The sequence below is a fragment of the Paraburkholderia sp. SIMBA_053 genome (genome assembly GCF_046534895.1).
Taxonomy (GTDB): Bacteria; Pseudomonadota; Gammaproteobacteria; order Burkholderiales; family Burkholderiaceae; genus Paraburkholderia; species Paraburkholderia caledonica.
This window is the reverse complement of sequence record NZ_JAWRXU010000003.1, coordinates 157,848-169,428: the sequence shown is the minus strand read 5'-3', so window position 1 is coordinate 169,428 and position 11,581 is coordinate 157,848. Positions and strand designations below refer to the sequence as shown.

Genomic DNA, 11,581 nt, shown 5'->3' with positions numbered 1-11,581 from the left:
ATGGCGATCTACGGTATTGGTACAGACATCGTTCAGGTGAGTCGCGTGGCCGCGGTCATGACCCGCACCAACGGCCGCTTTGCCGAGAAGGTACTCGGCCCGGACGAACTGCGTGTCTACCACGCGCGCAACGCCCGTTCTGCCGCGCGCGGGCTCGCATTCCTCGCCACGAGATTCTCGGCGAAGGAGGCGTTTTCGAAGGCAATCGGTCTCGGCATGCACTGGCCCATGACATGGCGCGCGTTGCAAACGCTCAATAAGCCGAGCGGCGAACCGATGGTGGTCGCGTCCGGGGAGTTAGCCGAATGGCTCGAGGCGCGCGGCATCACGGCGCGCGTCACGATCACCGACGAGCGCGATTACGCCGTGTCGTTCGTGATTGCCGAAAGTGCGCAAGCGCAAGAGGCGAACGGCTCCGACTCTTGAGCTGCGGCTAACCAGAAATAATTGTGAACGCGGCCCGTGCGGTCGCGTATCTCCTTGCTTCACGCAATCTTCAAGCGAAAATCAATGAAAACCAATCCCGGACCGGTGATGCTCGACGTCGTCGGCAAGACGCTGAACGACGACGACAAGCGCCGTCTCGCCCATCCGATGACGGGTGGCGTGATTCTGTTCGCGCGCCACTACGAGAGCCGGGCGCAGCTGATTGCGCTGACCGACTCGATTCGCGCGATTCGCGAGGACTTGCTGATCGCAGTCGATCACGAAGGCGGACGTGTGCAGCGCTTTCGAACCGACGGGTTCACCGTGCTTCCCGCAATGGGCAAGCTCGGCGCGCTGTGGGACAGCGACGTTATGCATGCCACCAAGGTCACGACCGCAGTTGGCTATATCCTCGCTTCGGAGTTGCGCGCCTGCGGCATCGACATGAGCTTTACGCCGGTGCTCGACCTGAACTACGGCCAGTCGCAGGTAATCGGCGATCGTGCGTTTCATAGCGATCCGCGCGTCGTGGCGATGCTCGCGAAAAACCTCAACCACGGTCTTGCGCTCGCCGGCATGAGCAACTGTGGCAAACACTTTCCGGGGCATGGTTTTGCGCACGCGGATTCGCACGTCGCGATGCCCGTCGACGAACGCTCGCTCGACGAGATTCTGCGCGACGACGTAGCGCCATATGACTGGCTTGGGCTGTCGCTCGGCTCGGTCATTCCGGCGCACGTCGTCTATCCGCAGGTGGACTCCAGGCCGGCGGGTTTTTCACGCATCTGGCTGCAGGACATTCTGCGCGGCAAGCTGCGCTTCGAAGGCGCTATTTTTAGCGACGACCTCTCGATGGAAGCCGCGCGCCAGGGCGGCACGCTCACCGAAGGCGCGACTGCCGCGCTGCAGGCCGGTTGCGACATGGTGCTGATCTGCAATCAGCCGGAAAAGGCCGAACAGGTGCTGGACGAATTGCGCTTTACGCCATCGAAGGAATCGCAGCAGCGGCTTAAGCGCATGCGCCCGCGCGACAAGGCGCTGAAGTGGAGCAAGCTGGTGGCGGAGCCGCGATATCTGCAAGCGCAGGCTTTGCTGCGCAGCGTGTTCGCCTGAGCGACGCGCGAAGACAGTAGATAAACCAACGGCGCCTCGCTTGAGGCGCCGTTGTTCATTGGCCATCTGCGCGCGTGCATGTGATGTGCGCCGCCCCGATCCGCTTTGCGAGTGGTTCGACTTGCAAAGCGAAGCGGGGGGTCAGTTCAGCCGCATCCGTTGCAGTTTGTTGTACAGCGTCTTCGGGCTGATGCCCAGCAGCGACGCCGCCCGATGGCGTGTGCCGCCTACCGCGTCGAGCGTCGCGCGAATCAGCATTTCTTCCACATCGGCGAGCGGAGTGCCGACCGTGACCTGAACGCGGCTGCCATTCAGATCGCGACCGTTGACAGAGCCCGCTTCGTCGGCGCGCAACGACTCCAGCACGTCGCCCGACGCGTGGTACGCGCGCCGCACGCGGTCCTGCAACTCGCGCACGTTGCCCGGCCATTCGTATGTCAGGCATTCGCGCAGGAAGTTGGGCCCGATCTGTTTGGCGACGTCGGATACGCCGCGGGCGGCGGCGTCGTGATTCAGGTCGTCGACAATCGCCTGCGCGATCAGCGCAGGATCTTCGTCGCGCTCGCGCAACGGCGGCAGCGTCACCGCTGCGGCTTCGAGACGCAGCGCGAGGTCCTCGTGGAGGCTGCCGTCTGCGACCGCAGCGCGCGGCGGCTTGCGCGTCGACGCGATCAACCGGAAATCGGTCACGACCTGACTCGTGCCGCCGACCCGCATGAAGGTCTGCGAATCCAGCGCGCGCAGCAGTGCTTCCTGCTGCGCGCGCGGCAACTCCGCGATCTCGTCGATGAAAAGCGTCCCGCCGCTCGCCTGCTCGAAGAGGCCAGGCTCGCGCTGATCGGCGCCGCTAAACGCGCCGCGTTCGTGGCCGAACAGCACGCTATCTAGCGACCGCAACTGCGAACTGGCCGCGCTTCGGCAATCGAGCGTGACGAACGGGCCTTTGCGGCGCCGGCTCATATCGTGCATCGTCTGGGCGGCCACCTGTTTGCCGGTCCCGGCTTCGCCTGAAATCAGGACGGCCGCTTCGGTCGGTGCGATATGTTCGATCGTGTCGTACACGTGCTGCATCGCGGCGCTGCGACCCAGTACCGAGCCGAAGCGCCCAAGCTGGCGCAACGATGCGCGCAGCGTCTGCACTTCTTCAGTCAACTCATACGGACGCGGAATTCTCGCCAGCAGACTGCGCAGGCGCGGAATGTTGACCGGCTTCAGCAGATAGTCCCAGATGCCATGCCGCAAGCCTTCGATCGCGCTTTCCACGGTCGCATTGCCGGTCATGACGATCACGGGCAGTGCACCGCCTGGCGGATGCGCGGGCAGATGCTGCAACAGATCGAGCCCGCTGCCGTCCGGGAGATTCAGGTCGACCAGAACAACGTCGGGGATGAAGCGCGTCAGCGCGGCGCGCGCCTCGGCAATGGTCGTCGCGGTGTCGACGGAAAAACCATCCGCGGCAAGAATCGCGGATAGGCCCGACAGGCTATTGGGGTCGTCTTCAACAATCAGAGCGTGTGGCATGGCGAGCGCAACTTTATAAATGGATGAAATAGCCGCTTTTTCTGCGCCTGAACCGCAGCGCGGCGAAGCGGGCACGATGGCTGGCCGGTACTGTCGGTCGGATGCGTCGCCACGCAAGTCAGCATCAGCCGGGCGGCGCGCAAGCGGCCTCCCGGTCGGCATGACCGCGATACCCGGCATTCATGACGCCGGGCGAAGCGGGCGGCGAGTCGACTCACGTAGTTCTGGTCCTTTTCTGTATCTCAGCGGGCGATTCGCCGCGCGCTGGTTAGCGCTGCGGCCCGCCTGGTTCTATTCGCCGGCATCCCGCGGTCACTATGCAACGCTGCAAGGGCGCCGACGCTTACTTCGCGTCTGCTGTTTTTGCTGTCAGATATCCCGATTGCTGTCGAAGAAGCGGCGTACTTCGCGCTCCGCGTCCTCGCGCGTTTTGCCATAGCGTTCCTGAATCAGGCCCGCGAGACGGTCCGCGCGACCTTCGGCCTTGGTGAGTTCGTCGTCGGTCAGTTCGCCCCATGCAGCCTTTGCCTTGCCGACCAGTTGCTTCCACTTGCCTTCTGCGATGTCGTTATTCATCTCGCATCTCCGGAGTCGAGAGGTATTGGGTATGGGGTCTCTAGCATGAGCTATGCCAACGCGCTTTGGCTTGGCATATCAAGGGCTTACATTGGCCCACACGGCAACATCGAACGCTGCAACCGGAAATTTGGACAAAATTGCCGGTAAAGTTTTCCTCAACGATACTCGGCGGCACAAAAAAGAAAAAGCGCCCAATTGGGCGCTTTTCATTTTTGCCAGCGCGCGTTGCGTCGCGCTGGCGGGGCAGCTTGCCGGCGGTTATGCGCGGCTACGATACTCGTGCGTACGCGTGTCGATTTCGATCTTGTCGCCGATGTTGCAGAACAGCGGCACTTGCAGTTCAAAGCCGGTGTTCAGCTTGGCATTCTTCAGCACCTTGCCCGACGACGTGTCACCCTTGACAGCCGGTTCCGTGTAGATGATTTCGCGGACCAGCGTGGTCGGCAGTTCGACGGAGATGGCTTTCTCGTTGTAGAACACGACTTCGCAAGTCATGCCGTCTTCGAGGTAGTTCATCGCGTCGCCCATCATTTCGGCTTCGACTTCATACTGGTTGTAGTCGGCGTCCATGAACACGTACATCGGGTCGGCGAAGTACGAGTACGTCACTTCCTTGCGCTCGAGCACGACGACGTCGAACTTGTCGTCTGCCTTGTATACGCTTTCCATGCCTGCGCCGGTCAGCAGGTTCTTGAACTTCATCTTGACGACGGCGGAGTTGCGGCCCGATTTGTTGTATTCGGCCTTTTGCACGACCATTGCGTCTGCGCCGATCATCACGACGTTGCCGGTGCGGAGTTCCTGTGCGGTCTTCATAAAACTGTCCTGTACGAAATAAGTAGCTTCAACTTGTGCTCAACGGCATACGGCGCAAGCGGCTTCGACGTTTCCTGCGCTTTGCGCCGCGCCGCGATGAGACGGCCCGGCGAGAAGCGGTGCATGAAGCGCGGTTGACTTGCTGCGAGGGTTCCAGTGGCGTAGCCGATGCGACGCGTTCCGCAATTCCCGCAAATCCGTTACCTGCTTTTTACCCGATGCGGGCGTGTACACGAGTGGCGCCGGTCTGCAGCGTATTTCCTGAAGTGCGCTTTACTCCGCCGTTTCTCCACCGATTACATGCGGCTTGCGTGAAGCATCGCATTTGCATCTTTCGATGTCGGGGGAACCGGCTAAAAGCCGGAGACTAAAAGCCAACTGAGGCCAACCGAGGCCAACTGAATCCAGGATTTTTGCTGCGATCGGGCCGCGCTTGCGTCGTCGGCCGTTGGATAACCGCTTATTTTAACTGACTTTTTGTGAACAAGGCCAGATTTCCGGCGAGGTCGCCGACTCGCGCGAGTTCGCCGGCCCATCCGACCGCGCGCCGCTGCAGCGCCGGGTAGTGGTCGCGCAGCGCCGCCCAGTCCGGCTCGCCGACGCCATTCCAGGCGTGCCAGAAGCGCGCGAGCGCGGCGCGGGCATCGACGGGAAGCGTGCGGCCGTAGTGTTCAAGCGCGGCGTCGAGCTTCGGCAGATGCGCGTCGTCCGCTTGCGGGTAAATGTGCCAGACGAAGGGCCTGGCGGCCCACTGCGCGCGCACAAACGAATCTTCGCCCCGCACGAAATTGATGTCGCTTGCCCACAGCAGCGCGTCGTAGCCGGGTTGTTCGGTGAACGCGAGGCCATGTGCGCTCAATCCGCCGCGCTCCGCATGGGCGCCAGCGCTGAACGACTGCATTCCGAAAAAGCGCGCGACCGCGCCGGAGATGCGGCCCTCGGGCACAAGCAGCACCACAGGTTCGACGCTATCGCGCCATTGCTCGAGCAGGTTGTCGACTGCCGGATTCTCATAGGCGAATAGCGAGACGACAGTCGCCCCGACAGGCGGCGCGCGTCCCACGGCTCGCAGCCACCACGCTTCTCGTGCCGCGGGCGACGCCTCGAACGCCGCGCGTGCGGCATCCAGACTCCGCTCCTTCAGCACGCCGCCGGTGCCCGGCCCGAGACCGGGAAAGAAGAACGTCTTGACGAGCGGATAGCGCGGATGCGGCGACGGTCGCAGGTGGAAGTCCGCGACCCAGTCCTCGGCGCTCAGATATTCGAGGTTGATCCAAACAGGCGGGCGCTTGCGCTGCGCCATCGCAGCCACGTAAATGGGCGGCAGTTCGCAGGCGAACGCCTCGATCACCACGTCGGCCACTTCGAGCGTGTCGCCGGCGTGCGTCGGCGCGTGCCAGTGTTCGACGACGATCCCGTCGACGGTCTGCCGTGCACGATCGAGCACGAGCGACGGACACAGTTTCTGGAACGCATGCAGATCGTCGACGAAGACTCGCACTTGCCAGTCATGCTCGCTCGCGAGCTGACGCGCGAGGCGCCAGCACACGCCGATATCGCCGAAATTGTCGATCACCGCGCAGAAAATGTCGCTCGCGATCGCTGCGGACGGTTCGCGAGGCGCAGCGGCGCTTGGATCGGCAGCTGCGTCGGCAGCTGCGTCGGCGGCTGGGTCGGATGGCGGCGCGGTGGAGGGCATCGGCGGGCTCGGGCGGACGCGGAATGTTCTAAACTGGCGATTCTAGTGCGACACGCACGCTCGTGTCCGGGTAGCCCCAACGTAAGGGGCATCGACTAGCGGCAAAGGAGGCGTCTGTATGAGCCTAACCAGTCGCGAAGATATCACGCGGAGCATCGGGAAGGGGCGCGAGTCCCTCGACGCAACTGCTCAGAAGTGGGGTATCTCTTGTAGCGAAGCGAGAGCCGGTAGATGTTTGCCGGGTCTCGTCCATACGAGTCTCGGCGAAGCACATTCTCCGAGAGCTCGCATTGTATTGACCTGATTACCGTCAGGTCCCGCCCAGTCAGCGGCTTCATCTCCGCCGACTGGGCGGAGTGATGTATGCAATTCCTGCGCCGTCATCGGCAACGGATTCGCGAACCGATACGAGCGAAAAGCTCGGCGTGTCATTGTTTGGCCTCGTCAGTTGCACGGCGAGGATAGTGAACCTGCTGTACGACCAGCAGTAGCCTAGGAAGACATGCGTCACTGACAACGGTGGGGTGTGAAGCTCTTCTGACAATGTAGCCCCCGGATGTTTCGGGCAGGCCATTCCCGCGAGGGATTGGTCTGGACACTCCTAGCAGCAATGGGGTCGAGGAGCTAGGCTGGCTGATAGGGTTAACGTATGTGAACTGCTGATAAACCTCGTTACCAGTGAGGAGCCAAAGCTGCTTGAACATCGGGCTCTAACCAAAAAGGTACGTGGCTGGTTAGCCCACTTAGAATTTGGGCTACGTCGTTGTCAAGCCACCGGGGGATAGGCGGAACCTACGTCAGTCGTGTGACATGCCGGGAACGTGGTAAGCCTGTATGGTTGCCAGCCATCGTTTGGCTGGCAGGCGAACCGCAAGGGACGCTGTTGATTGTGCAGGTATGGGAGGACGGAAAAAGCGAATGTCGGGCTGTAATGGCCCGGATAGGAGTTTAGACATTACTCCACGCGAAAGCGGGCAGACTTCCGTCTGGTCTACCGTCGCAGGGCGGCTGACTACCCTCTGTAACTTGGTTAGGTGCGAGTGCATGCGCTCGTACTGAGGTGTTTGTCCGAGATAGGGACGCATGCGTTCCTGTTGAGGTGTCTGTTGTTCCCCAGAGGGGTGTGTCTGCCCCTTTGGGGGAGATGCGCCTTCTACCTGGGGACTTCTTCCAAGTAGGAGAGCAGCATGAAAGTATCTGGTCGAAAGACCGGGTCTGCGCTTTCCCACGCGCCGGACAACTGGCACGCCGTCGATTGGCGTCGGGTTGAACGGAACGTGAGAGGGATGCAGATTCGAATTGCGAAGGCGACGCGGGAAAGTGACTGGCGCAGGGTGAAAGCCCTGCAACGGATGCTGACTCGCACGTTGTCCGCGAAGCTGTATGCGGTACGACGTGTTACGCAGAACCAGGGTGTGCGAACGGCTGGAGTCGATCGCGAACTGTGGGATTCGCCTGAGAGCCGATGGCTTGCTGTCGGCAGGTTGAAGCGGCGTGGATACAAGCCCCTGCCATTACGGAGAGTCTTTATCCCCAAAGCCAATGGAAAGGAGCGCCCACTGGGCATTCCGACCATGCGGGACAGGGCGATGCAGGCCCTGTATCTGCTGGCTCTGGAGCCGGTGTCGGAATCGACGAGCGACCCAAACTCTTATGGGTTCAGGATAAATCGCTCGACGGCTGATGCTATGGGTCAGGTACGCGCTTGCACGTCCCGGAAGGATTCGTCCCGATGGGTACTGGAAGCGGATATCAAAGGCTGCTTTGACCATATCAACCACGACTGGCTGGAAAACCATGTCCCCATGGACAGGGAAATTCTAAGGAAGTGGTTGAAGGCTGGCCTGATTTACAAGGGTCAGCTACAGGCGACTGAGGCTGGTACGCCGCAGGGAGGGATCATCTCCCCGACGCTGGCGAATGTGACGCTGAACGGGCTGGAACGTGAACTGGTTGCGCACCTTGGTGCGAAATTCGGGCTCGTGAAGGCCAAGAAGTTGAAGGTCAATGTGGTGCGATACGCGGATGACTTCGTGATCACCGGCGACTCGAAAGAGATACTGGAACACGTGGTCAGGCCTTGGGTGGAAGCGTTCCTTGCGGTTCGGGGGCTGCAACTGTCGGAGGCAAAAACGCGGATTACCCATATCGACGACGGCTTCGATTTCCTTGGGTGGAATTTCCGGAAGTACTCGGGAAAGTTGCTCATCAAGCCAAGCAAGAAGAACGCGCAAGCGTTCTATCGCAAGGTGGCGGAAACAATCAGCAGCAACAAAACGGCAAAGCAGGGGGATCTGATCCAACTGCTGAACCCGATGTTGCGCGGATGGGCGCAGTACCACCGTCCGGTCTCGGCCAAGCAGACGTACAGCCGCATGGAGCATCTGATTTTTCGGAAGCTCTGGCGGTGGTCGAAGCGGAGGCACCCGCAAAAGAGCGCCGTATGGGTGAAGCAGAAGTACTTTCACTCGATCGGTGCTCGGCACTGGGTGTTTGCGGTTCGTACGGAACGTGAAGACGGTAGTTGGGGGCTGAATGAGCTATACCAGCTGAGCGGTATGGCTATCAAACGGCACACGAGGATCAAGGGCGAGTTCAATCCTTTTGATCCGACATGGGAGCAATATGGCGAAACCTTGCGGCAGGGGCGCATGTGGGAACAAATGCGCTACCGAAAGCAGTGGGCGACGCTGTACATGTCACAAGGCGGGCTATGCGCGCATTGTGGCTGTGCGCTGACGGACGAAACGGGCTGGCACGACCATCATCTGGAATATCGGATGCATGGCGGTACCGACGCCCTGTCCAACCGGGTGCTGCTCCACCCGTACTGCCACCAGCAAGTGCACATTGGTAAGCTGGTTGTAACTAAGCCGGTTCTGTCATAGACAGAACTTTGTTTGTAGATTTGAGCCGTATGCGGGGAAACTCGCACGTACGGTTCTCGGGGGGCCCGGCTTTCGCAAGAAAGTCGGGCTACCCGACAAGCACCCGTTCGATCTCCTCGCGCCGGACTTCTTTGAGCGCGAAACCGATGCGGCCACACGAGGCCAGACGGGGCGACCGCCCGCGAGACAGTTCCATCAGCCGATCCTGCATGACCGAACCCGAAGCAAACATCGCTTTCGAGCCGAAAAAAGTGCTCGCCCAATTGCCGCATCTGCCTGGCGTCTACCGCTATTACGACACGCACGGCGCGGTGCTGTACGTCGGCAAGGCGCGCGATCTCAAGAAGCGCGTTTCGAGCTATTTCACGAAGACGCAGCTGTCACCGCGCATCGCGATGATGGTGACGCGCATTGCGCGCATCGAGACGACCGTGACGCGCTCCGAGGCAGAAGCGCTGTTGCTGGAAAACAATCTGATCAAGGCGCTCGCGCCGCGTTACAACATTCTGTTTCGGGACGACAAGTCGTATCCGTACCTGAAGCTGACCGGCCACAAGTTTCCGCGCATGGCCTATTACCGCGGCTCGGTGGATCGCAAGAACCAGTATTTTGGTCCGTTTCCGAGCGCGTGGGCGGTGCGCGAGAGCATTCAGATCCTGCAGCGCGTATTCCAGTTGCGCACGTGCGAAGACTCCGTGTTCAACAATCGCACGCGGCCGTGCCTGCTGCATCAGATCGGCCGTTGCACGGCGCCTTGCGTTGGCAACATCGGCGAAGAGGATTACGCGCGCGACGTCGCGAATGCGTCGCGCTTTCTGCTCGGCCGTCAGGGCGAAGTGATGAAGGAACTCGAGCAGAAGATGCATGCGTTCGCGAGCGAGTTGAAGTTCGAGCAGGCTGCGGCCGTGCGCAATCAGATGAGTTCGCTGTCGACGGTGCTGCATCAGCAGGCCATTGAAGTCGGTAGCGATAGCGATGTCGATATTCTCGCGGTGGTCGCTCTGGGCGGGCGCGTCTGCGTGAATCTCGCGATGGTGCGCGGCGGCCGGCACCTCGGCGACAAGGCGTATTTCCCCGCGCACGTTGAAAGTGCGTTGACGGCGGAAGAGGGTGGTCTCGAAGAGGACGGCGACGACGACGTGTTGGTCGACGTCGCGTCGGATGCAGGTTCGGTTTCTGCGGAAAACGCGCTTGGCGATATAGGCGGCGACAAACTATCGTCGGACACCGCGGACGCGCTTGCAATCGCACAGGAAATGCCGCCGGAAGATGACGACGACCTCGCGGACGACGCAAGTGACGCGGGCGACGCAGCCGCGCTAGATGCCAGCCCCGATTCCAGTTCGGAACCGGCGAAGCCGCGCAAGAACAGCGCGTCGGGCAGCATCGAATCGGAAGTGCTCGAGGCGTTCATCGCGCAGCATTATCTCGGCAATCGCGTGCCGCCCGTGCTGGTGGTCAGCCACGCGCCTGCCACGCGAGAACTCGTCGACGTGCTGATCGAGCAGGCCGGCCACAAGGTCACCGTGCTGCGTCAGCCGCAAGGGCAACGACGCGCGTGGCTCGCGATGGCCGAGCAGAACGCGCGGCTCGCGCTCGCACGACTGTTGTCCGAGCAAGGCTCGCAACAGGCACGCACCCGCGCGCTTACCGACACGCTCGGCATGGAGTGCGACGACCTCGCGCACGTGCGCATTGAATGTTTCGACATCAGCCACACCATGGGCGAGGCGACGCAGGCGTCGTGCGTCGTGTATCACCATCACAAGATGCAGTCATCGGAATATCGCCGCTACAACATTACTGGCATCACGCCCGGCGACGACTACGCGGCGATGCGCCAGGTGCTCACGCGCCGCTACGAGAAAATGGTCGCGCAGGCTGCCGCGAATGCCGCCGATGAGGCCGTCGATCTGCAAAGCGATGCGGCGGTAGACCCGTCGCTCACGCCCGAGGCCGCTGAACCGGTCGCGTCGGGAGGTATCTTGCCGACCATCGTGTTGATCGACGGCGGCAAGGGTCAGGTGGAAATCGCGCGGCAGGTGTTCACCGAGCTTGGGCTCGATACGGGCATGCTGGTCGGCGTCGCGAAAGGCGAGGGGCGCAAGGTCGGCCTCGAAACCCTGATTTTCGCCGACGGCCGCACGCCACTCGAACTCGGCAAGGAAAGCGCGGCGTTGATGCTGGTCGCGCAGATCCGCGACGAGGCGCACCGTTTTGCAATCACCGGCATGCGCGCAAAACGCGGCAAGACGCGTCAGACGTCGCGGCTCGAAGAACTCGAAGGCGTGGGGGCGAAACGGCGTCAGCGGCTGCTGGCGCGCTTCGGCGGACTGCGCGGCGTGGTCGCGGCGAGCGTCGAAGATCTTGCGAGCGTCGAAGGAATTTCCCAGGCGCTCGCCGAGCAGATCTATCGGCAATTGCACTGAATCGCGGTGCGGCGGTCGCGCAAGCGGTGCGCGCGTCGCTCCCGGCGCCGCTTTGCTTGTGGCACGCACTGCGACACGGCACAATTGCATCTCTCCCGTCAGACGCTGCG

8 protein-coding genes are annotated in these 11,581 nt (G+C 61.7%); 4 read left to right on the top strand and 4 right to left on the bottom strand.

Going from position 1 to position 11,581, the window contains the following annotated elements:
* Nucleotides 1-426, top strand: a complete 426-nt coding sequence (acpS, locus tag SB753_RS12760; protein ID WP_020069400.1) for a holo-ACP synthase — start codon at nucleotides 1-3, stop codon at nucleotides 424-426.
* 84 nt (nucleotides 427-510) lie between these two features.
* Nucleotides 511-1,539, top strand: coding sequence for a beta-N-acetylhexosaminidase (gene nagZ, locus SB753_RS12755; RefSeq protein WP_088173492.1), 1,029 nt, complete (start codon nucleotides 511-513; stop codon nucleotides 1,537-1,539).
* 141 nt (nucleotides 1,540-1,680) lie between these two features.
* Here nagZ and SB753_RS12750 read toward each other — a convergent pair whose 3' ends face one another.
* The 4 genes from SB753_RS12750 to earP form a co-directional block, all read right to left on the bottom strand.
* Nucleotides 1,681-3,060, bottom strand: a complete 1,380-nt coding sequence (locus SB753_RS12750; RefSeq protein ID WP_088173633.1) for a sigma-54-dependent transcriptional regulator — start codon at nucleotides 3,058-3,060, stop codon at nucleotides 1,681-1,683.
* Between the two features lie 369 nt (nucleotides 3,061-3,429).
* On the bottom strand, nucleotides 3,430-3,636 hold the full coding sequence (locus SB753_RS12745; protein WP_020069403.1) for a CsbD family protein: 207 nt from the start codon (nucleotides 3,634-3,636) through the stop codon (nucleotides 3,430-3,432).
* Between the two features lie 261 nt (nucleotides 3,637-3,897).
* Entirely contained in the window at nucleotides 3,898-4,455 is a 558-nt protein-coding gene (gene efp, locus SB753_RS12740; protein WP_020069404.1) for an elongation factor P, read from the bottom strand.
* A 460-nt stretch (nucleotides 4,456-4,915) separates the two neighbouring features.
* Nucleotides 4,916-6,154, bottom strand: a complete 1,239-nt coding sequence (earP, locus tag SB753_RS12735; RefSeq protein ID WP_410800356.1) for an elongation factor P maturation arginine rhamnosyltransferase EarP — start codon at nucleotides 6,152-6,154, stop codon at nucleotides 4,916-4,918.
* Between the two features lie 1,187 nt (nucleotides 6,155-7,341).
* On the opposite strand from earP, the gene ltrA reads away from it, so the two are divergent.
* On the top strand, nucleotides 7,342-9,042 hold the full coding sequence (ltrA, locus tag SB753_RS12730) for a group II intron reverse transcriptase/maturase (RefSeq protein ID WP_408417347.1): 1,701 nt from the start codon (nucleotides 7,342-7,344) through the stop codon (nucleotides 9,040-9,042).
* Between the two features lie 209 nt (nucleotides 9,043-9,251).
* Nucleotides 9,252-11,471 carry an excinuclease ABC subunit UvrC gene (gene uvrC, locus SB753_RS12725; RefSeq protein ID WP_410800355.1) on the top strand — a complete coding sequence of 740 codons (2,220 nt, stop codon included), beginning with the start codon at nucleotides 9,252-9,254 and terminating at the stop codon, nucleotides 11,469-11,471.
* The last annotated feature ends 110 nt before the right edge of the window (nucleotides 11,472-11,581 follow it).

What these genes read in the sequence shown, in the direction of transcription:
- acpS (WP_020069400.1), top strand. Translation starts at nt 1, where the DNA reads ATGGCGATCTACGGTATTGGTACAGACATCGTTCAGGTGAGTCGCGTG.
- nagZ (WP_088173492.1), top strand. Translation starts at nt 511, where the DNA reads ATGAAAACCAATCCCGGACCGGTGATGCTCGACGTCGTCGGCAAGACG.
- SB753_RS12750 (WP_088173633.1), bottom strand. Translation starts at nt 3,060, where the DNA reads ATGCCACACGCTCTGATTGTTGAAGACGACCCCAATAGCCTGTCGGGC.
- SB753_RS12745 (WP_020069403.1), bottom strand. Translation starts at nt 3,636, where the DNA reads ATGAATAACGACATCGCAGAAGGCAAGTGGAAGCAACTGGTCGGCAAG.
- efp (WP_020069404.1), bottom strand. Translation starts at nt 4,455, where the DNA reads ATGAAGACCGCACAGGAACTCCGCACCGGCAACGTCGTGATGATCGGC.
- earP (WP_410800356.1), bottom strand. Translation starts at nt 6,154, where the DNA reads ATGCCCTCCACCGCGCCGCCATCCGACCCAGCCGCCGACGCAGCTGCC.
- ltrA (WP_408417347.1), top strand. Translation starts at nt 7,342, where the DNA reads ATGAAAGTATCTGGTCGAAAGACCGGGTCTGCGCTTTCCCACGCGCCG.
- uvrC (WP_410800355.1), top strand. Translation starts at nt 9,252, where the DNA reads ATGACCGAACCCGAAGCAAACATCGCTTTCGAGCCGAAAAAAGTGCTC.